17 protein-coding genes and 1 riboswitch are annotated in these 21,376 nt (G+C 68.7%); of the genes, 6 read left to right on the plus strand and 11 right to left on the minus strand.

The window, feature by feature from the left end; genetic code table 11:
• The first annotated feature begins 32 nt into the window (after positions 1 to 32).
• Positions 33 to 485 (plus strand): DUF350 domain-containing protein, encoded by a 453-nt coding sequence (locus tag NE2_RS22535; protein WP_063029131.1) that lies wholly within the window; start codon positions 33 to 35, stop codon positions 483 to 485.
• A gap of 24 nt (positions 486 to 509) precedes the next feature.
• Here the strand turns inward: NE2_RS22535 and NE2_RS22540 are convergent, their stop codons facing one another.
• The 7 genes from NE2_RS22540 to NE2_RS22570 all read right to left on the minus strand — a co-directional run bounded on the left by NE2_RS22540 (position 510) and on the right by NE2_RS22570 (position 5,503).
• On the minus strand, positions 510 to 1,535 hold the full coding sequence (locus tag NE2_RS22540; RefSeq protein WP_084494245.1) for a PHP domain-containing protein: 1,026 nt from the start codon (positions 1,533 to 1,535) through the stop codon (positions 510 to 512).
• A complete protein-coding gene (locus NE2_RS22545; protein WP_030513027.1) occupies positions 1,535 to 2,116 on the minus strand; it encodes a dihydrofolate reductase family protein in 582 nt (193 codons plus the stop codon). Before NE2_RS22545 ends, NE2_RS22540 begins: the two co-directional genes overlap by 1 nt.
• A 63-nt stretch (positions 2,117 to 2,179) precedes the next feature.
• Positions 2,180 to 3,037, minus strand: coding sequence for a bifunctional DNA-formamidopyrimidine glycosylase/DNA-(apurinic or apyrimidinic site) lyase (gene mutM / locus NE2_RS22550; protein WP_063029133.1), 858 nt, complete (start codon positions 3,035 to 3,037; stop codon positions 2,180 to 2,182).
• Positions 3,037 to 3,792, minus strand: a complete 756-nt coding sequence (gene rnc, locus NE2_RS22555) for a ribonuclease III (RefSeq protein WP_063029135.1) — start codon at positions 3,790 to 3,792, stop codon at positions 3,037 to 3,039. Before rnc ends, mutM begins: the two co-directional genes overlap by 1 nt.
• A gap of 23 nt (positions 3,793 to 3,815) precedes the next feature.
• Complete coding sequence (rpmF, locus tag NE2_RS22560) at positions 3,816 to 3,998, minus strand: 50S ribosomal protein L32 (protein WP_030513024.1); 183 nt, start codon at positions 3,996 to 3,998, stop codon at positions 3,816 to 3,818.
• Between the two features lie 2 nt (positions 3,999 to 4,000).
• Positions 4,001 to 4,660 carry a YceD family protein gene (locus tag NE2_RS22565; RefSeq protein WP_063029137.1) on the minus strand — a complete coding sequence of 220 codons (660 nt, stop codon included), beginning with the start codon at positions 4,658 to 4,660 and terminating at the stop codon, positions 4,001 to 4,003.
• A 96-nt stretch (positions 4,661 to 4,756) separates the two neighbouring features.
• A complete protein-coding gene (locus NE2_RS22570; RefSeq protein WP_063018054.1) occupies positions 4,757 to 5,503 on the minus strand; it encodes a DivIVA domain-containing protein in 747 nt (248 codons plus the stop codon).
• 251 nt (positions 5,504 to 5,754) lie between these two features.
• On the opposite strand from NE2_RS22570, the gene NE2_RS22575 reads away from it, so the two are divergent.
• The 3 genes from NE2_RS22575 (at position 5,755) to coaD (ending at position 8,144) form a co-directional block, all read left to right on the plus strand.
• Positions 5,755 to 6,270 (plus strand): GtrA family protein, encoded by a 516-nt coding sequence (locus tag NE2_RS22575; RefSeq protein WP_084494246.1) that lies wholly within the window; start codon positions 5,755 to 5,757, stop codon positions 6,268 to 6,270.
• Between the two features lie 323 nt (positions 6,271 to 6,593).
• Positions 6,594 to 7,613, plus strand: coding sequence for a hypothetical protein (locus NE2_RS22580; RefSeq protein ID WP_233429857.1), 1,020 nt, complete (start codon positions 6,594 to 6,596; stop codon positions 7,611 to 7,613).
• A 45-nt stretch (positions 7,614 to 7,658) separates the two neighbouring features.
• Positions 7,659 to 8,144 carry a pantetheine-phosphate adenylyltransferase gene (gene coaD, locus NE2_RS22585; RefSeq protein WP_030513019.1) on the plus strand — a complete coding sequence of 162 codons (486 nt, stop codon included), beginning with the start codon at positions 7,659 to 7,661 and terminating at the stop codon, positions 8,142 to 8,144.
• An 83-nt stretch (positions 8,145 to 8,227) separates the two neighbouring features.
• Here coaD and rsmD read toward each other — a convergent pair whose 3' ends face one another.
• Together rsmD and NE2_RS22595 are read right to left on the minus strand one after the other, a co-directional pair.
• Entirely contained in the window at positions 8,228 to 8,785 is a 558-nt protein-coding gene (gene rsmD / locus NE2_RS22590) for a 16S rRNA (guanine(966)-N(2))-methyltransferase RsmD (RefSeq protein WP_063029182.1), read from the minus strand.
• 168 nt (positions 8,786 to 8,953) lie between these two features.
• Positions 8,954 to 12,358, minus strand: coding sequence for a pyruvate carboxylase (locus NE2_RS22595; protein ID WP_063029141.1), 3,405 nt, complete (start codon positions 12,356 to 12,358; stop codon positions 8,954 to 8,956).
• A 213-nt stretch (positions 12,359 to 12,571) separates the two neighbouring features.
• Positions 12,572 to 12,789: riboswitch (cobalamin riboswitch) on the plus strand.
• A 134-nt stretch (positions 12,790 to 12,923) separates the two neighbouring features.
• Here NE2_RS22595 and metE point away from each other — a divergent pair.
• Positions 12,924 to 15,194, plus strand: a complete 2,271-nt coding sequence (gene metE, locus NE2_RS22600; protein ID WP_063029184.1) for a 5-methyltetrahydropteroyltriglutamate--homocysteine S-methyltransferase — start codon at positions 12,924 to 12,926, stop codon at positions 15,192 to 15,194.
• A 328-nt stretch (positions 15,195 to 15,522) separates the two neighbouring features.
• The gene (locus NE2_RS22605; RefSeq protein WP_174553970.1) at positions 15,523 to 16,944 is read left to right on the plus strand and encodes a short-chain fatty acyl-CoA regulator family protein; all 1,422 of its coding nucleotides are present in this window, start codon (positions 15,523 to 15,525) and stop codon (positions 16,942 to 16,944) included.
• Here the strand turns inward: NE2_RS22605 and recG are convergent, their stop codons facing one another.
• Both recG and NE2_RS22615 read right to left on the minus strand, forming a co-directional pair.
• Positions 16,945 to 19,236, minus strand: a complete 2,292-nt coding sequence (gene recG / locus NE2_RS22610; RefSeq protein WP_063029143.1) for an ATP-dependent DNA helicase RecG — start codon at positions 19,234 to 19,236, stop codon at positions 16,945 to 16,947. It abuts the gene before it with no gap.
• On the minus strand, positions 19,237 to 21,111 hold the full coding sequence (locus NE2_RS22615; RefSeq protein WP_063029144.1) for a DAK2 domain-containing protein: 1,875 nt from the start codon (positions 21,109 to 21,111) through the stop codon (positions 19,237 to 19,239).
• Between the last annotated feature and the right edge of the window lie 265 nt (positions 21,112 to 21,376).

Here is a 21,376-nt window from a genome sequence, read left to right on the forward strand (position 1 = left end):
CAGCGACTCGATCAACATCACCGGAGGAATCTGTGTCGTCCACCCTCGCGCTCGAATCAGGGTATTGGAGCTCCGTCGGGCACGGCGTCGGCGCGATCGCGCTGTACGCGGTGCTGGGTCTGGCCCTGATGCTGATCGGATTCCAGGCCATCGACAGTTCCACACCCGGACCGCTGCGCAAGATGGTCGCCGCCGGTAATCCGAACGCGGTCGTCATCGCCTCCGCGGGCATGGTGAGTATGGCGTTGATCGTGGTGCTGGCGATCTACTCCTCCGGCGGCCGGCTGGTCGAGGGCCTGATCGCCACCGGCATCTACGGGCTGGTGGGCATCATCGCGCAGGTGGTCTCCATCCGGCTGCTCGAATGGCTGGTCGGCCTGCACATCGGCGATCTGCTGAAATCGTCCAGCTACCAGATTCAGTCGCTGCTGGTGGGCGCCGCGCATCTGGCGATCGGCATGGTCGTCGCGTTCGCGATCCTCTGAGCGGGCCCGGTTCGCCGCGAGGAGTCACCGCGCGGTGAACTCCAGGAGTTCATCCAGTGGCAGGCTGTTGATGATGCGATCGGCCGGGACCTCGTTCGCCGCGGCACGTTCACAGCCGTAGCCCTGCCAATCCAGCTGGCCGGGGGCGTGCGCATCGGTATCGATGCTGAAATAGCAGCCCATCTCCACGGCAAGGCGCAGCAGCCGGCTCGGCGGATCGAGCCGTTCGGGACGACTGTTGATTTCCACGGCCGTCCCGTAACGGCGGCAGGCCTCGAAGACGAGTTCGGCGTCGAACGACGATTCCGGCCGGATGCCGCGATTACCGGCGACCAACCGCCCGGTGCAGTGGCCGAGTATGTCGACGTTCGGATTCGCCACCGCGTACACCATGCGCTTGGTCATGGTCGCCGAGTCGGCGCGCAGGTTCGAATGCACGCTGGCCACAACGACGTCCAGGCGAGCGAGCAGTTCGGCCTCCTGGTCGAGGGTGCCGTCGTCGAGGATGTCGACCTCGATACCGGTGAGGATGCGAAACGGCGCGAGCCGCTCGTTGAGTTCGGCGACCACGTCCAGCTGGCGGCGCAACCGCTCCGCGGAGAGTCCGTTGGCGACTTTCAACCGCGGCGAATGATCTGTCAGCGCACAGTATTCGTGGCCCAGCGCCTGCGCGGTGCGCATCATCTCCTCGATCGGGCTGCCGCCGTCGGACCAGTCGGAGTGGGTGTGCAGATCACCCCGCAGCAACGCGCGGACCTCGCCACCGGCGGGTGCGATCAGCTTTGCGGCGGAACGCAATTCGGCCAGTCGCTGCGGTACGGCGCCCGTGCAGGCCTGTTCGATCACCGCCGCGGTCTTCGGGCCGATGCCCGAAAGTTCCTGCCAGGCACCGGATTCGCGGTAACGCTCGAAATCGGCGTCCGAAAGCTCGGCCACCACATCGGCCGCCCGCCGGTAGGCCTTGACCCGATGGGTCTGCGCGCGATCGCGTTCCATCCAGAACGCGATCTCGCGCAGCGCGGCCACCGGATCCGGAACCTGGCCGCCCACTAGGGCAACCGGCTGTATTTGATGAACGACACTCCGTCCTCGAACACCCGGCCGGTGAGCACCCGGAACAACGCCGGCTCGGGCAGCCGCGGTCCCGCACCGAAGAGCGGCCGGCCGTGTCCCAGCACGATCGGATACAACTTGAGGAAGATCTGGTCGATCTCCGGCAGCAGCGCCTGTGCCAGTTCACCGCCGCCGCACAACCAGATACCCGAGCCCTTCTCCTGCTTGAGCCCCCGTACGCGCCCCAGCGGGTCGGAGGAGATCAGCTCGACGTCCGGATCCGGATCGCCGGGCAGGGTGGTCGACACGACGAACTGCCGCAGATGGGAATACGGGCTCGAGGTGCCGGTCCGCACCCCGAAATCGTGGGTCTTGCGTCCCATGATCACGGTGTCGAAACTTTCGCCCGGACTGTCGATCCCGAGCGATTCCCGGATCTTGGTCGGTAACGTCTCCGGATACTGCGCGGTGATGGCGGGGCCGTGGTCACCGCCGACCGGGAAGAAGTCGACCGATCCGTCCGAGGTGGCGATATACCCGTCGATGGTCGAGGCCACGAAGTAGGTCAGCTTGCGCATCCGCTCTCCCTTCGTACGAAGTGGCTTTATCGGACACACCGCAAATTTAGCGCGTGCTCGCCGCTATCGCCGGGGCTTCGGCTGGCAGCGCGGACAGGAGTACGACGAGCGGTTCATGAACTTCTCGCGGCGGATCGGCGCGCCGCAGCGACGGCACGGTTCGTCCTCGCGGCCGTAGGCGGCCAGTGACCGCTCGAAGTATCCGGAATTGCCGTTGACGTTGACATACAGCGCGTCGAAGGAGGTGCCGCCGGCGTCGAGGGCCGCACCCATCACCGCCTGTACCTCGCTCAGCAGCCGCCGCAGCGCGGGCCGGGTGAGCGCCGCGGCGGGACGTTCGCCGTGGATGCGCGCTCGCCACAACGCCTCGTCGGCGTAGATGTTGCCGATGCCCGAGACCACCGTCTGATCCAGCAGCACCCGCTTGATCTCGGAGGATTTGGTCCGCATCCGCGCGACCACGGCCTCGGCGTCGAAACGGGGGTCGAGCGGATCGCGCGCGATGTGGGCGACCGATTCCGGCAGTTCCTCACCGTCGAGAGCGATGAGCCTGTTCAGCGCCCAGCCACCGAAGGTGCGCTGATCGATGAAGCGCAGCTGGGTGCCGTTGTCGAGTCCGGCGACGATATGCGCATGCTTCTCCAGCGGCGCCTGCGTGGACTGCACGAGCATCTGGCCGCTCATCCCCAGGTGGACGACGAGTGCGGCATCGGGATCGTCGAAGGTCAGCCAGAGGAATTTGCCGCGGCGGCGGGCGGATTCGATCCGCAGGCCCGCCATCCGGCCGGCGAGATCGTCACCGCCGAGTTCGTGGCGGCGCACCGACCGCGGATGTTTGACCAGGACCGATTCCACGACGTGGCCGACGACGTGCTCCTCGAGTCCGCGCCGGACCACCTCGACCTCGGGCAGTTCGGGCATCAGTCACCGGCTTCGGCGGAACCGTCCGCGGTGAGCGCCTGCCACGCGGCGCCCGCGGCCTTCTGCTCGGCTTCCTTCTTCGACCGGCCGACGCCCTGCCCGTAGGCCTGGCCGCCGATCACCGCGGTGGCGGTGAATTCCTTGTCGTGGTCGGGACCGGTCGAGGTGATCTCGTAGCTGGGCACGCCGATGCCGCGTTCCGCGGTGAGCTCCTGCAGACTGGTCTTCCAGTCCAGGCCGGCGCCCATCCGGGGACCGCGTTCGAGCAGTTCGGCGAACAGCCGCAGCACGACGCCGCGCGCGACCTCGATGCCGTGTTGCAGATGGACCGCACCCAGCAGCGACTCCATCCCATCGGCGAGAATGCTCGCCTTGTCCCGGCCGCCGGTGAGTTCCTCGCCCTTACCGAGCAGCAGATGACGGCCGAGGCCGCCCTCACCCAGGCCGCGCGCGACCTCGGCCAGGGCATGCATGTTCACCACACTGGCGCGCAGTTTGGCGAGCTCGCCCTCGGATTTCTCCGGATGCTCGAGGTACAGGCGCTCGGTGATGCTCAGACCGAGAACCGAATCGCCCAGGAACTCCAGGCGTTCGTTGGTCGGCAGCCCACCGTTCTCGTAGGCGTAGGAACGGTGGGTGAGCGCCAGCCGGAGCAGATCCGGGCGCACCTCCACGCCGAGCGCTTCCAGAAGGCTGGCGTGGTCAGCGGCATCGCCCGCTGCGGGTGCGTCCGCTTCGTCCTTACCGGCGGTCACTTCGCGGCTACCCGATCGGCAGATCAGATGGCCGAGGTGACCTGGCGGCCCTTGTAGGTACCGCAGTTCGGGCACGCGATGTGCGGGAGGGTCTTCTGACCGCACGCCCGGTTCGGGCAGGTGATCAGGGTCGGCGCGGTGGCCTTCCACTGGCTGCGCCGCGAGTGGGTGTTGGCACGAGACATCCGGCGCTTCGGAACGGCCACGACTACTTCTCCTCTGTCGTCGAACTTGCCGAACCATGGCGGTCGGCAAGCGATCGGTCTACGTCTGATAGGGCGTCGGAGACGCCGGAGCTGGGGGTTTCGCTCGCGAATTTCGCAAGCCCCGCCCAGCGAGGGTCCAGTATCTCATGCGTGTGATCCGGACCCGCAATCGCCATCCGGACACCGCATTCCGGGCACAGCCCGGCGCAATCGGGTTCGCATAGCGGTTGCAGCGGCAATTCCAGACCGACGGCGTCGGTGACCACCGGCTCGATGTCGATCATGTCGTCGACGAGCCGGTAGATCTCGTCTTCCTCGGTGGTCTGCTCGGTCGCGCTGTCCGGGTAGGCGAACAATTCGGTGATCTCGAGTTCCAGATCGTCGGTGAACGACTCCAGGCAGCGCGAGCACTCCCCCTCGATCGGCGCCGACACCGAACCGGTGACCAGCACGCCCTCCGAGACCGCCTGCAGGGTCAGATCGAGGTCGATCTCGGCACCGGCCGGGATCGCGATCAGGTCCAAGCCGATCTTCCCGGGGGCGGTGACGACCCGATGCACCTGCCGGATCGAGCCCGGGGCGCGCCCCAGACTGCGGGTGTCCAGCACGAAATCCGCGTCGGTCTGACGACGACGCGCACTGGGACCGGACTGGGCGGACATCGGACACTCACTCACGTTTCGAGGGGGTTTGGGCAACCACTCCACAGTACGCGAACTGCGCCGATCCCCCCAAATCCCGGAACGAGCGCGGGCAGATCAGCGCCGGAAGTCGGCGGCGTAGTCCGGAATGCCGGTCCCCGAACGCAATTGCTGGCGACCACGGCCCACCGTCCGCAGCGTCGAGTGCAGCGTCTCCTCGAAATCGGCGAGCTGGGAATCGACGTAGTGGTCGCATTCCTCGCGCAGCCGGTCGGCCTCGGTCTGCGCGGCGTCGATCAGGCGCGCGGATTCGGCGTGCGCGGCCCGCACCACCTCGGTCTGCGAGACCAGGCGCTCCTGTTCGGCCTGCCCCTCGGCCACCGATCGGTCGTAGGAGGCCTGGCCCGCCGCGATCATCCGCTCCGATTCGGTGCGGGCGCGGCCGGTGAGCGCCTCGTACTCGGCCTTACCGTCGGTCACGATGCGGTCGGCCTCGGCCTGTGCGGTCGCGACCAGGTGATCGGCGTGCGCGCGGGCCTCGGCGACCATCCGGTCGGCGTGGGCCTTGGCGTCGGCCAGCAGCCGGTCGGCCTCCTCGCGGGCGCCGGCGACGGTCTGTTCGGCCTGGTCGTTCGCGCCGGTCACCGTCGCGTCGGCGGTATTGCGGGCATCGGAGACGATCTTGTCGCGGTGGTCGAGCACGTCCTGGGCGTCGTCGAGTTCGCCGGGCAGCGCCTCACGCACGTCGTCGAGCAGTTCCAGCACATCACCGCGAGGCACGATGCAATTGCGAGTCGGCGGGATACCCCGCGCCTCTTCGACGATCGCGACCAGTTCGTCGAGTGCCTCGAATACGCGATACATCCTGCTGACCCCACTCTCGTGCCGAACTACTGCTCTCGGCCCAGTGTGCCCGCATCCCGCGTGTCTGCCCAGATCACCTTCGGTGTGTCGGATGGTGTTTCCTATCCCACACAAATCAAGTGGAGGAAATCTCTCCGCTTGGTGCTATCTTTTCTACCGAGCGGTAGACCAGCCGGAACCCGTCACCCTCGGGCGCCCGGCACTGTGCGATCGGAACGACCATGGTTGTCCTTTATCCGGCACCCCCGGGTATGTGGGTGAACCCACAGCCCGATCCGGGCGTATCCATCGTGCGCAGCGAACTGCCGGCCGAGACGCCGGAACCGCAGCGATCCCCGCTCGTTGTCCGCCGCCTCGCCTCGCGCTTCGCCGACTACCTGCGCGGGGACCACTGGCTGTCGCAACTCGTCCGGTTCGCGCTGGTCGGCGGTTTCAGCAATATCGGCTACTTCCTACTCTTCTTGGCCTGCTACAGCGGCGGGCCGCAGCTGGCCAACCTGACCGGATCCATCGTCAGCACGGCACTCGCCAACGAACTGCACCGCCGCCTCACCTTCCATGCCGCCGACCGGGTCGGCTGGCTCGCAGCCCAACTCGAGGGCGGTGGACTGGCGCTGGCCGGACTCGCCATCACCTCGGGGGCGCTGGCGGTGCTCGACATCGCGGCGCCCGGACTCGACGACGTCGCCGAGGCGATCGCCGTCATCGGCATCACCGCCGGAGTCGGTGCGCTGCGCTTCCTCACACTGCGACTCTGGGTGTTCTGAGTGTTCTGATCGCGGTGTTCCGATCGCGCCGCGGCTCCGGGTGTTCTGATCGCCGAGCACTCCTGCACGGGGTGCGGCTGCAACCTGGTCATCTGCGCAAGGAACCGAGTCTGCTTACCCCACGTCCTAACTCAGCAAACGTCGTTGCGAGTTCTCATCGTGGGAGGTTCGGCAATGCACCACCGTTCGGAGAACCACTGTCCGGGAAGCCCCACCATCTGGCGGGCGGGTCTGCGCTCGGCCACTTCCCCCCGCCCGCGGGTACCGGTCCCCTGTCCTCTTCTCCCCCACCCGCGCCGCACCCGGCCGTACCAGGACCCGCAATGACGCACCGAAACACGCGTGCCGAAACCTTGTGCTGCGCAAGCCGGTCAACGGTGCAGGGCGGGGTCGCCGGGTTGCACCGGCGCCGGGACGCGGTCTCGGCAGGGGTCGGCGACGACGAGATCCGGCGGCGGTGTGCGATCGGGAGCTGGCGGCGGGTGCGGCGCGGGGCGTACGCCGAGGCCTCGCTACTCGCGGAATTGGACGGCGTGGCGCGGCACCGGCTAGCGGTGGCGGCACTGCTGCCGGAGATGGCGGCCGATGCCGTGGTGAGCCACCAATCGGCGGCGGTCATGCTGGGTGCGCCGATGTCGCCGGCACTGCTGGACCGTGTGCACGTGACACGCAATCGACGCCACGGCGGGCGCATCAAACCGAATCTGAAGGTGCATTGCGCACCCGTCACCGTGGTGGCCGAACGGCACGGGCTGCTGGTCACCAGTCCCGCTCGCACGGTCATCGATCTGGCTCGCACCCTTCCGTTCGAATCGGCGGTCGTCGTCGGCGAAGCCCTCGCTCGCGAATTCGGCATCACCGCACCGGCATTGGCACGCGAACTGGCCTGCGCCCGGGGTCGGCGCGGCGTCGACGGCGCCCGGCACGTGATCGGTTTCCTCGATCCGCGCAGCGCCGGAGTCGACCACTCCCGGATCCGGGTGTTGCTGCGGCTGCTCGGTTTCCCGCCGGCGTCCGCGGGTGGGGTGATCCATGCCGAGGACGGGAGAGTGCTGGGGACGGCCGACCTGTATCTCGGCCGAACCGGGGTGGTGCTCGAGGTCGACGGAAACCGGCCGAGCAGAGCGCGGGCCCATGGCGGCCCGTCGCGCCGCCCGCCGGATGCGGTGTTGCGGCGCTACGGATTTCAGCCGGTCCGCACCACCTGGCGCGGTTTGAGTACGGGAGGCACCGCGGAACGCGTGCACGCCGCGCTGAGCCGGGCCCGCGAGCAGCGCCCCCGCGGTTACATCCGCCCCGCGCCCCTCCCGGCGCCGACGCCACTGCGGCTGCGTGCGCTGTGACGACCACGATCGGCTCGGCCCGCCCCGACCTGTTAGCGTCGCTGCATGGCTGGAGCACTGTGCCCCGGGTCCTTCGATCCGGTGACCAACGGGCATATCGACGTCATCTCGCGCGCGGCCGCGCAGTTCGACGAGGTCGTCGTGACCGTGATGATCAACAAGAGCAAGCAGGGCATGTTCAGCGTCGACGAGCGGATCGAGATGTTGCGCGAGGCGACCGCCGATCTGCCCAACGTACGGATCGAATCCTGGTACGGGCTGCTGGTCGATTTCGCTCGCGAACAGGGCATCACCGCCATGGTCAAGGGGCTGCGCGATGCCACCGATCTCGGGTACGAGATGCAGATGGCCCAGATGAACAAGCACCTCTCGGGCGTCGACACCTACTTCCTGGCCACCAACCCGGCGCTGAGCTTCCTGTCCAGCTCCCTGGTCAAGGAGGTGGCGACCTTCGGCGGCGACGTCACCGGCATGTTGCCGCCGGCCGTGCACAAACGCCTGCTCGCGCGCATCGCCGAACGCCGCGGCTGAGTCGGTCGCCGCGGCGGCGGGAGCCTCCGCGGCGGCAGGCCTTGCCGGCGGAACGACCGTCGACCGAGCCCGGGGGCCGGGGATTATCCGTGGTATTCCGCCAGATCGACGCGAGTTTCGCCGTATCGGCGCGACTTCAACGCCGAATAACCTGCGGGCCATGCCGTTTCCGGTGATCGCGCCGACCGCTCGACGACGATCAGCGCGTCCCCGTGCAACCAGCCGTTGGCCGACAACGCCCGCAGGTCGGCCTCGACAGCGGCGTCGGCGACCGCGTAGGGCGGGTCGGACAGCACCAGGTCGTACGGTTCGGCGGGTGCCGTCGCGAGGACGGAAGCGACTGTGCCCGGGCGCAATTCGGCGCCCGGGACCTCGAGATCCGCGATATTTCCGCGAATCACCGCGGCCGCCTTGCGATCGGATTCGATCAGCAGCGCATGGGACGCACCGCGCGACAGCGCCTCCAGACCGAGGGCCCCGGACCCGGCATAGAGGTCGAGTACCCGGATGCCGTCGAAATCCATGCGCGCGGAAAGCGCGTTGAACAGCGCTTCCCGCACCCGGTCCGAGGTCGGCCTGGTCCCCGCGGGCGGAACCCGCAGCCGCCGACCACCGGCCGTGCCCGCGACGATCCGGGTCACCGCGGTTCCTCCGCCACGGCAAGCCGAGGGCGCGGGGCCGTGCGGGCAGGTCGGCCCCGCCCGCACGACGACGTCGACCGATCCACCGGCATACGGCATGCGCGAGCCGGTCCGTGACCGATCACGGCCGGCCCTCGCCCCGCGCACGAATGTGGCTGACCGGCATCGTCATTCGGCCGATGTCTCGTTCATGCGCAGTTCCACCAGCAGGTCGCCACCTTCCACCTGCTGCACCGTGCCGATCGCCACCCGGGCGACGACTCCCGCGCGGGGTGCGGTGATGGCGGCCTCCATCTTCATGGCCTCGATGGTGCCGACCGTGTCACCGGCGGCGACCGTGTCGCCCTCGCCGACGGTCAGGGTGACGACACCGGCGAAGGGTGCGGCGATATGGCCGGCGTTGTTCTTGTCGGCCTTCTCCGCCACCGGAACCTCGCTGGCGATCGAGCGGTCGCGCACCTGTACCGGACGCAGCTGTCCGTTGAGAATGCACATCACCGTGCGCATGCCGCGCTCGTCCGGCTCCGAGATCGCCTCCAGGCCGATGAGCAGGGTGACGCCCTTCTCCAGTTCGACGCGGTGTTCCTCACCGTGGCGCAGACCGTAGAAGAACTGGTTCGCCGACAATCCGGTGGTGTCGCCGTACTTCTCCCGATGCGCCAGGAATTCCGCGGTCGGAGCGGGAAACAGCAACCGGTTCAACGTCTCTCGCCGCTGCTGTGACGAACCGTCCAGTGCCGCGGCGTCTTCCGCGGTCAGCGGCACTTCCGGCTTCGCCGGGCCGCGACCTTCGAGGGCGCGGCTGCGGAAGGGTTCGGGCCAGCCGCCCGCCGGGGTGCCGAGTTCACCACGCAGGAAACCGATGACAGAGTCCGGGATGTCGTAGCGCGCGGGGTCGGTGGCGAAATCGTCCACGTCCACGCCCGATCCGACCAGCGACAGGGCCAGATCGCCGACCACCTTGGAGGACGGGGTGACCTTCACCAGCCGGCCCAGCAGCCGGTCGGCGGCCGCGTATTTCGCCTCGACCTCTTCGAACCGGTCGCCCAGCCCGAGCGCGATGGCCTGTTGCCGCAGATTCGACAGCTGCCCTCCCGGGATCTCGTGGTGGTACACCCGGCCCGTCGGTCCCGGCAACCCTGATTCGAAGGGCGCGTACACCTTTCGCAGCGCCTCCCAGTACGGCTCGAGGTCGCAGACGGCATCGAGGTTCAGCCCCGTGTCGTAGGGCGAATGCGCGGCCGCGGCGACGATCGCCGAGAGCGCGGGCTGGCTCGTGGTGCCTGCCATCGGCGCACTCGCCCCGTCCACGGCGTCCGCGCCGGCCTGCCAAGCGGCCAGGTAGGTGGCGAGCTGCCCGCCCGGAGTGTCGTGGGTGTGCACGTGCACCGGCAGATCGAAGTTGCTGCGCAGCGCGGTCACCAGCGTGTGCGCGGCCGGCGCCCGCAGCAGCCCGGCCATGTCCTTGATGCCGATCACGTGCGCGCCGGCCTCGACGATCTGCTCGGCGAGCTTCAGGTAATAGTCGAGGGTGTAGAGGTTCTCGTCCGGATTCGACAGATCACCGGTATAGGACATCGCGACCTCGGCCAGCGCGGTGCCGGTCTCGCGTACCGCGTCGATCGCCGGCCGCATCTGATCCACATTGTTCAGTGCGTCGAAGATCCGGAAGATATCAATACCGGTACCGGTCGCTTCTCGCACGAACGCCCGCGTCACCTGCTCCGGATACGGCGTGTACCCGACGGTGTTGCGCCCGCGCAGCAACATCTGCAGGCAGATGTTCGGAATCGCCTCCCGCAGCGCGGCCAGCCGCTCCCACGGGTCCTCGTACAGGAAGCGCAACGCCACATCGTAGGTCGCGCCACCCCAGCATTCGACCGAGAGCAGTTCCGGGGTCATCCGCGCGACGTGCCCGGCGACGGTCAGCAGGCCGCGCGTGCGCACCCGCGTCGCGAGCAGCGACTGATGGGCGTCGCGGAACGTGGTGTCGGTGACGCCGACCGCGTCGCGCTCCCGCAACCACCGCGCGAAACCCTCGGGTCCCAGTTCGAGCAGACGCTGGCGGGTGCCGTCCGGCGGCGGCGCACTCAGATCGATCGCCGGCAGCTTGTCGTGCGGATATACCGCCGTCGGCCGCTCACCGTGCGGCTTGTTCACCGTCACGTCGGCCAGATAGCGCAGGATGCGGGTGCCGCGGTCGGCCGAACCGCGCTGGGTCAGCAGCTCGGGCCGCTCGTCGATGAACGAGGTGGTGATGCGTCCGGCGCGGAAATCCGGATCGTCGAGCACGGCCTGCAGGAACGGGATGTTGGTGGCCACGCCGCGGATGCGGAATTCCGCCACCGCGCGCCGGGCCCGCGCCACCGCCGCGCCGAAGTCGCGGCCGCGACAGGTCAGCTTGACCAGCATCGAGTCGAAGTGGGCGCCGACCTCGGCGCCGAGATTCGCCCCGCCGTCGAGCCGGATGCCACCGCCGCCGGGCGAGCGGTAGGCGGTGATGCGGCCGGTGTCGGGACGGAATCCGTTGGCCGGATCCTCGGTCGTGATCCGGCACTGCAGCGCGGCACCGTGAATCGACACGCTGTCCTGACTCAGCCCCAGATCCGCCAGCGACTCCCCGGACGCGATGCGCAACTGCGACTGCACCAGATCCACATCGGTGATCTCCTCGGTCACCGTGTGCTCGACCTGGATCCGCGGGTTCATCTCGATGAACACGTGATGGCCGCGCTCGTCGAGCAGGAACTCCACGGTGCCCGCGCACGAGTAGCCGATCTGGCGCGCGAACGCCACCGCGTCGGCGCAAATACGTTCGCGCAGTGCGGGTTCCAGATTCGGCGCGGGCGCCAGTTCGATCACCTTCTGATGCCGCCGCTGCAGCGAACAGTCGCGCTCGAACAGATGCATGACGTTGCCGTGCTGATCGGCCAGGATCTGCACCTCGATATGCCGCGGGTTGATCACCGCCTGCTCGAGGAAGACCGTCGCGTCCCCGAACGCCGATTCCGCCTCGCGCATGGCGGCCTCGATCGCCTCGCGCAGTTGCACCCGATCCGCCACCCGGCGCATACCGCGACCGCCACCGCCGGCGACCGCCTTCACGAACACCGGGAAGTCCATCTCCTCCGATGCCCGCAGCAGCTCCTCGACATCGGCCGAGGGCGCGCTGGAGTTCAGCACCGGGAGCCCGGCCGCCTTCGCCGCCGCGATGGCCCGCGCCTTGTTACCGGTCAGTTCGAGCACCTCGGCCGAGGGGCCGATGAAGGTGATGCCCTCGGCCGCGCAGGCCGCGGCGAGGTCCGGATTCTCCGACAGGAAACCGTAGCCGGGATAGACCGCATCGGCGCCGGCGGACTTGGCGGCGCTGATGATCTCGGGAATCGAGAGGTAGGCGCGCACCGGGTGTCCGGGGACACCGATCTGGTACGACTCGTCGGCCTTGAGGCGATGCACCGAGTTGCGATCTTCGTAGGGAAAGACCGCCACGGTGCCGATGCCGAGTTCGTAAGCGGCGCGGAAGGCACGGATGGCGATTTCCCCGCGGTTGGCGACCAGCACTTTGGAGAACATTCGATAAAGGTACCTGCCCGGCGAGCGGGGCCGGGCAGTGAATACGGCTTCGCAGCCATCCTCACAAACCGGATCGGCGAGTCTGCGAAGTTGTGTTCTTCCAGCGGAAACATATCCGGCCGGGCGGGCGGCGTTTCCCCTGCCGCTCGCGGTGGATTACGCTCGGGAACGCAGCTGGTTCGCTGCCGTCGACGAGTTGGAGCCCCGAGCGTCGCGCGCAGCGTCGAAACCGGTCCTCGCGGGCCGGCGAGAGGGAACCCGGTGAGAATCCGGGACTGTCCCGCAGCGGTGAACAGGAACGACCGCCGTCATGAGCACTGGATCCATTCCGGGAAGCGACGGCCAGTAGGCGACATCCGGGGCCCTCTCCGGACCGGTCCGCACGACCGATGCCTGTGAGTCCGAAGACCTGCCGGTTGTGCCGGATACGCCGTATCCGGCGGTCACCGCCTCGTGGATCGGGCGGGCGGACCCGTGGCACACCGGATACCCCGGTGCGGCAGTGTTTTTCGGGGCTTCGTCCGTCGTGCGGCGGTGATCTGTGGCTTCCAGTTTGGAGAACACCGTGACTGTCACAACGCATACTCGTTTCACCGCAACGGTTCTGGGCCTGCCGCGCATCGGGCCGCGGCGCGAACTCAAACGTGCTGTCGAAAGCTACTGGGCCGGACGGATCGACGCCGCCGAACTCGAGCGCGTCGCCCGGCAGCTTCGCGCGCAGGGCTGGTCGGCGGCGCAGGCCGCCGGACTCGACGCGGTACCGGTCGGCACCTTCTCGTTCTACGACCAGATGCTGGATACCGCGGTCATGCTCGGCGCGCTGCCGCCGCGGGTCGCCGGCATCGGCGATCCGCTGGACCGCTATTTCGCGGCCGCGCGCGGCGCCGAGGGCATCGAACCGCTGGAGATGACCAAGTGGTTCGACACCAACTACCACTATCTGGTGCCGGAAATCGGCCCGGACACCCGGTTCGCCCTCGATCCGTCGGCCCTGCTCGGCGAGCTGCGGGAGGCGCGTGAGCTGGGCATCCCGGCACGTCCGGTGGTGATCGGGCCGGTGACCTTTCTGGCCCTGTCCAAGGGTGCCGACGGCGGCGCGCCGATGGACCGGCTGGCCGAGCTGATCCCGCTCTACCGCGAGCTGCTGGACCGGCTGGCCGACGCGGGCGCCGCCTGGGTCCAGATCGACGAGCCGGCCCTAGTGCGTGACCTCTCCGAGGCCGAGCTCGTCACCGTGCGCACCACCTACGCCGAATTGAGCGCCGGGGACCGGCGGCCGAGCATCCTGGTGGCCACGTACTTCGGCTCCCCGGGCCCGGCACTGAGCGCCCTGGCCGCCACGCCCATCGAGGGCGTGGCGCTGGACTTCCGTTCCGGCACCACCGCTTCCGAGGTCGCGGCGGTTCCCGCCCTGGCGGACAAGCTGGTGGTCGCCGGAGTGGTGGACGGCCGCAACATCTGGCGCACGGACCTGGAAACGGCGCTGAGTGAGCTGGCGACCCTGCGGGGTTCGGTCGGCGCGCTGGCGGTCTCGACCTCGAGTTCGCTGCTGCATGTGCCGTATTCGCTGGCGGCGGAGTCCGGCCTGGATCCGGTGTTGCGATCGTGGCTGGCGTTCGGCGCCGAGAAGATGGACGAGGTGCGGATATTGGCGCACGCGGTCGGTGCCGGCACCGACGCGGTCGCCGCGGAGCTCGCCGCATCGCGCGCCGCGATCGAAAGCCGCCGCCGCGATCCGCGCCTGCACAACGCGGCCGTGCGAGCCCGGCTCGCCGGCCTCGGCGACGATCGAGCGCAGCGGGCACCGGCGCAGCGCCGTCGCGAGCTGCAGCGCGCACAGCTGCGCCTGCCGCTGCTGCCCACGACCACGATCGGCTCCTACCCGCAGACCACCGCGATCCGCACCGCCCGCGCCGAGCTGCGCACCGGCACGATCGACGACGCGCAGTATCGCGAGCGGATGCGCGCCGAGATCGCGGATGTGATTGCGCTACAGGAGAATCTGGGGCTCGACGTCCTCGTGCACGGTGAACCCGAGCGCAACGACATGGTCCAGTACTTCGCCGAACAACTCGACGGATTCGCCGCCACCGACCACGGCTGGGTGCAGTCCTACGGCACCCGCTGCGTGCGCCCGCCGATCCTCTACGGCGATGTCGTTCGCACCGCGCCGATGACCGTCGAGTGGATCACCTACGCCCAATCGCTGACCGGCAAGCCGGTCAAGGGCATGCTCACCGGTCCGGTCACGATTCTGGCGTGGTCGTTCGTGCGCGACGATCAGCCACTGGCCGAGACCGCGCGGCAGGTGGCGCTGGCCATTCGCGACGAGACGGTGGACCTGGAGGCCGCCGGAATCCGTATCGTCCAGGTCGACGAGCCCGCGCTGCGCGAGCTGCTGCCGCTGCGCCGCGGTGATCAGCAGCCGTACCTGGACTGGGCGGTGGGCGCGTTCCGCCTGGCCACCGCCGGGGTTCGCGACGACACCCAGATTCACACCCATCTGTGCTACTCCGAATTCGGCGAGATCATCGGCGCCATCGCGGCATTGGACGCCGATGTCACGTCGGTGGAGGCGGCGCGCTCGCATATGGAGATCCTCGACGATCTCACCGCCGCCGGGTACGCGCTCGGTATCGGGCCGGGTGTCTACGACATCCACTCACCGCGGGTTCCGAGTGTGGCCGAAATCGAGAATTCACTGCGTGAGGCCATGAAAGCCGTTCCGGCGGAACGGTTGTGGGTGAATCCGGACTGCGGCCTCAAAACCCGCGGCCGCGCCGAGGTGGAGGCGTCGCTGCGCAATATGGTCGAGGCGGCCGCGCTGGTGCGCTGATGCTGTGATGCGCCGTTGGATGTGACGCGCTGCTGCATGTGACGCGCTGCAGCCGCACGGTCGGCGACTCGCCCGGACGCGAGTCGTCGGCCGGACGACCCGCCGTAAAAATTCGGGGCCCAGCAGCTTTTCCGGCAACCTTTTCCACCTGGTAGTTCACCACCTCCGAGCAGCACTTCCACTGTCGTGGGTCTACCGGATCCGGCCGCATACTTCGCACGCTACGCATCATCGAAGTTGATCAAAACTCCTTGCAACAGCAGATTTTTGTACGCGCCTAGTAGCGAAATTGCAATGATTGCGAAGGTGTGAAGGTAGCATCTGCGGCGTGCGCAAGATGTATGCGGGTGCCCGGTTACGGCGGTTGCGCGAAGAACGACGGATGACCCAGGCCGCCCTGGCCAAGTCGTTGGAGCTTTCGCCCAGCTATCTCAATCAGCTCGAACGTGACCAGCGGCCTCTGACGATTCCCGTTCTCCTGAAACTCAATTCGACCTTCGATCTGGATGTGCAGTTCTTCGCCGCCGACTCCGACGCGCGGCTGGTCTCGGACCTGCACGAGGTGCTCGTGGAAGCGGCCGGCGGTACCGCCCCACCCGCCGCGGAGGTCGAGGATCTCGCCACCCGGCTCCCGGAGGTCGCCAAGACCATCGTCGCCATGCATCGCCGTCTGCGCGCTACCACCGATCAGCTCGATCTGTTGTCGTCGAAGGTCGCCACCCCGGCCGGTACGCCCGGTGTGCCGATGCCCTACGAGGATGTGCGCGATTTCTTCTACGACCACCACAATCACATTCCCCAATTGGATCTGGCCGCCGAACGGCTGTTCGACGAATGCGGTCTGACCATCGGATCGATCGATCGCCAACTGGCGCGCGTCGCCGAGGAGCGGGCCGGTGTCACCGTGCTGGTCCGCGGCGACGGCGCCGACCCGGCCATCCCGAAACGGCGCTTCGACCCCGAGACCCGCACCCTCATCCTCGCGCGCCGGCTGCGCCCCGGTCAGCGGGCATTCCAGATCGCCACCACACTGGCCTTCCTGCTGCACGGCGATCTGCTCGACGAGGTTCTCGACGCCACCCCGTCGCTGGTCGGTGAATCGCGGGCCCTGGCCCGGGTCGGGCTGGCCAACTATTTCGCGGGTGCGGTGGTGCTGCCGTACGGGAAGTTCCTGCGCTCGGCCGAGGAACTGTCCTACGACATCGACCTGCTCTCGCTGCGATTCGAGGTCGGCTTCGAGACGGTCTGCCATCGGCTGAGCACCCTGCAGCGGCAGGGACAGCGCGGGGTGCCGTTCTTCTTCGTCCGCACCGACCGAGCGGGCAACATCTCGAAACGCCAGTCCGCCACAGCGTTTCACTTTTCCCGGGTGGGCGGCAGTTGCCCGCTGTGGGTGGTGCACGAGGCGTTCTCCCATCCCGGCCGGATCCTCACGCAGGTCGCGGCCATGCCGGACGGCCGGCGCTATCTGTGGATCGCGCGCACGACCTATCCCAGTCCGCACGGCTTCGGCACCGCCACCAAGGAATTCGCGGTCGGGCTGGGCTGCGATATCGAATACGCCGATCGGCTGGTGTACTCGCAGGGCCTGCAACTCGACGAACCGGCCGCCGCGGTGCCGATCGGCGCCGGATGCAAGGTGTGCGAACGGCCCGCCTGTCCGCAGCGCGCATTCCCGCAGATCGGTCGCCCGCTGGCGGTCACCGAGAATTCCAGCGTCGATCTGCCGTATCCGCCCGCGATCCGGTGATCAGGATTTCGCCAGATATTCCAGCCGCTCGGAGTCGACGGCGGCATGCATCATATTCGCCAGGCCCGGATGGTCGGTCAGCCCCGGATCGGCGTCCACGACCTCCCGCGCCAGCACCTGGGCGGTGGTGATGACGTCGAGATCGTCGAGCAGCGAGAGCAGTTTCAAACTGCGCGCGGTACCCGACTGCGCGGAACCCAGCACATCGCCCTCCCGGCGCTGTCGCAGATCGAGCACCGACAGTTCGAAGCCGTCCAGCGTGCCGGCCACCGCCTCCAGCCTCGCCATGGCCGTGCCCATCGGCGAGGTTTCGGTGATGAGCAGGCACAGCCCCGGATGTTTACCCCGGCCCACCCGGCCGCGCAGCTGATGCAGCTGGCTGACGCCGAACCGATCGGCGTCCACGATGACCATGACGGTCGCGTTGGGCACGTCGACGCCGACCTCGACGACCGTCGTGCAGACCAGCACGTCGATATCGCCGTCGTTGAACGAGCGCATCACGCGGTCTTTGTCGTCGGTCGGCAGCCGGCCGTGCAACAAGCCCAGCCGCAGGTCGGCCAGCGGCCCGGTGCGCAGCGTCTCGAACACGTCGATCGCGGCGTGGGTGGTCGGCGCCTCGCCCGTGTCGTCGTCGGCTTGCTTCCGGCTCTTGCCTTTCGACTTGGCGCCCTTCTTCGCTGCGCCGTCGTCCTCCTCGTCGCCGATGCGGGAGCACACCACATACGCCTGCCGGCCCGCCGCCACCTCCTCGCGGATCCGTTCCCAGGCGCGTTCGACCCACGCCGGTTTCATCCGGGCGGGCACTACTCGGGTGGTGATCGGTGAGCGCCCGCGCGGTAGCTCGGTCAGGGTGGAGGTTTCCAGATCGCCGAGGGTGGTCATCGCGATGGTGCGCGGAATCGGCGTCGCGGTCATCACCAGTAGATGCGGGGTGATGCCGTCTTTCGCCTTGGCGCGCAAGGCATCTCGCTGCTCCACGCCGAAGCGGTGCTGTTCGTCGACGATCACCATGCCGAGGTCGAAGAATTCGACCGCGTCCTGGATCAGCGCGTGTGTGCCGATCACGATGCCGGCCGTCCCGGTCACCACGTCCAGCAGTGCCGCCTTCTTCGCAGTCGCCGACATCGAACCGGTCAGCAGCACCACCTTGGTGGCCCGGTCGGCGGCGCCCAGTTCGCCCGCCGCACCGAGGTCGCCGAGCATGGACCGCAGCGACCGATAGTGCTGGGCGGCAAGGACTTCCGTCGGCGCCAGCAGCGCACACTGCAGTCCGGCGTCGACCACCTGCAGCATCGCGTGCAGCGCGACGATGGTCTTACCGGAACCGACCTCACCCTGCAGCAGCCGGTGCATGGGATGCGGGCGCGACAGGTCGCCGGAGATCTCGGCGATCACCTTGTTCTGGCCGGCCGTCAGTTCGAACGGCAGGCGTTGTTCGAATTCGGCGGCGATGCCGTCGGAACGCGGCGGGCACGCCCGCGCGGTGCGCCCGGCCGCGTCGTGGCGGCGTTGGGCCAGTACCAGCTGCAATGCCAGCGCCTCGTCGAAGCGCAGCCGCTGCCGGGCCTGGTCGATATCGGATTTCCGTTCGGGTAGGTGGATCAGCCGCAGCGCATCCGAGACGGGGAGCAGCTCGTGGTCTTCGCGAAGATCCCGCGGCAGCGGATCGTCGATCGGATCGAGTTGGTCGAGCACCTGCCGCACACACGCCAGGATGTCCCAGCTCTGCACCTTGGCGGTCGCCGGATACACCGGAATGTATTCCCGTTCGAAGAACGAGATGTCCACTCCCCCGGCACCTTTCGCGCTCTCCGCCAGACCGCGCAGCGCGCCGCCGCCGCGCACGGAGGTGAGACTGTCCACCGATTCGGCGGTCTCGGGCAGGATCAGATACGACGGATGCGACAGATTCCAGCGATCCGGCCGCCACCAGTGCACGGTGCCCGACATCATGGCCCGGACACCCTGTTTGACGAGGTAGCTCACCTTGTCGCCGTTGAAGAAGGTGATCTCCACCGGTTTCGCGGAGCCGGTGTCCAGTTCCACCTTGAGCAGTTTGCCGCGGCGCTGCCGCATCGGCCGCAGTTCGGTCTTGCTCACCCGGCCCACCACCGTGATGTGGGCGCCCTCCTCGGGGGCCTCCTCGGTGAGCGGCTGCCCCTGGGTGGCATAGCGCAGCGGATAGTGGCGCAGCAGATCCTCGACGATATGCATATCGAAGGCGTCGGCCAGCGGTTCGGCCGCCTTCACCCCCAGCACATGGTCGAGCCGGTCGCTCAGTGTCGCCATCTACTCCACCCCGATCTGGACCAGGTCCACGGCCTGTCCGCCGTCGTAGGTGACGACTTCGACGCCGGGAAATTCCGTGGTGATGTGTGTGGTGAGTTCGTCCGCCAATCCGGCGGGCGCCTGCGCGCCCAGCAGCAGCGTCACCAGTTCCCCGCCCAGCCCGAGCATGCGATCGAGCAGGGTGCGGGCGGCCCGGCGCAGGTCCGGATCGATGACGACCACGTCGTGGCCGACCAGGCCGAGACCGTCGCCCTGTTCGCACGTGCCGACGATGGTCAGCGCGCGTTCGGTGGCGACGCGGACCGCGCCCCACCGGGTACTGGCCGCCGATTGCGACATCGTCAGCGCATCGTCGACGGCCAGGCTGCCGCTGTCGTGCAGGGCGAGGGCCGCCAGCCCCTGCACCATGGAGCCGCTGGGCAGCATCATCACCTCGCGCCACCCGTCCCGGGCGGCCATACCGAGCGCCACCAGCTCCGGCGCGGGCAGCGCCCCGTTGGGCAGCACCAGCACCTCCCGCTGCGGCATCGCGCGGATGGCGGCCAGCAGCCGGTCGGCGGTCACCGCACCGGTGAGCACGACGGCACCGGAGTCCTCGAACAGACGCACCGCCCCGGCGCCGGTGGCGATCGCGAGAATGCCTCGATCGGACTGTCCCTGCGCGGCAACGGACGTGCCGAGCAACCCCTCGATCCGGATATTGCCCAGGGCGCCGGCGGCGAGGCCCGCCTCCACCGCGGCGCCGGCATCGGCGCAATGCACGTGCGCCGACCAGCTGCCCTCGCCGTCGCCGACGACGACCACCGAATCTCCCAGCGTGGCAAGGTCGTGACGCAACCGGTCGATGCGCGCCGGATCGGTCTCGCCGATCCGGTACATGACCTCGTACTGCGGCACGCTCGCCCGATTTCGCCGGCCCGACTCCGCCCCGGCGTGCCGGACGGCTTCCGTGCCGGATTCGCTCTGCGGCGAGATCATCGGCAGCGCAGCATCGTTCGTTCGCGATCGCATACTCGTGATGTGCGCGCGATCGAAACCCGCCGGTGCCCCGCGGCTCGCGACGGAGCCGTCGCCCGCGAGCGCCTCCGGCCGGATCTCCCCGGGGCGCACCGGCGAATCCGGCTGCGCCGCAGTGTTGTTCGCCCGCGCGGTCGGGGAATCGTCACCGGGAGCATCGCGTCGCACCGGCCCGGCGGCCCGCCGCGCGGGGGCGGAATCGGTCACCCGGTAGACCGGACGCGCCGGCGCGCTCCCGGTACACACCTCCACGAGGGCGTCCAGCAGGACCAGCAGCCCGCGCGCCCCGGCATCGACCACACCGGCCGCACGCAGCACCACCAGTTGTGACGGGGTCTCGCCGAGCGCCTTCACCGCGCCGTCGGCGGCGGCCACGGCCACCGCGGCGACCGTCTCCTCCGCACAGTCCTCGGCGCGGTCCGCCGCCGCCTCCAGCACGGTGAGCATGGTGCCCTCGACCGGTTCGCTCAGCGATTCCCGGACCAGTACCGCCGCCCGGCGCAACGCGGTACGCAGCGTGGCCGCGGTGAGGCCGTCGCGATCGGCCGATTCGGCCAGCCCCCGCAGGACCTGCGACAGGATGATGCCCGAATTTCCGCACGCCGCGGCGGTCGCGGCCCGGGCCGTGGCAGCGAGCAGATCGGCGGCATCGTCGGGCGGATCGGCGTCGCCGGGTATCTCCGTCGCGGCGAGCGCGGCGCGCATGGTGATGAGTAGATTGGTTCCGGTGTCGGAATCGGCCACCGGAAAGACGTTCAGCGCGTTGATCTCCTCGCGATGGGCGAGCAGGTGTTCCACACACAGCGCGCCCCACTGCCGCAGTGCGGCCGCATCGAGCCTCTCCCGGACCCCGCGCACGTCACCGTCCTTCCCGCCACCGCGATCACACCGTCGAACCCGCCAGCCAGGGTAGTCGTCCACACCGACAGCCTCGACACGCGAAGCCCGGTGAGGACGGGGATCCGCCGGTGCCGGCGCCGCGGCCGCGGATCGGCGCACGCGGCGCCCCCGGGGCGATTGGACATCGAATACGACCGGCCGCTACTCTTGCAGGGTTGCCTCACGCGGCCGCTGCCCGGTTGCGTTGACCGGCGGTAGCGCTGGTAGGCATTGAGGATAAAGT

This window comes from Nocardia elegans NBRC 108235 (genome assembly GCF_001612845.1).
GTDB lineage: Bacteria > Actinomycetota > Actinomycetes > Mycobacteriales > Mycobacteriaceae > Nocardia > Nocardia nova.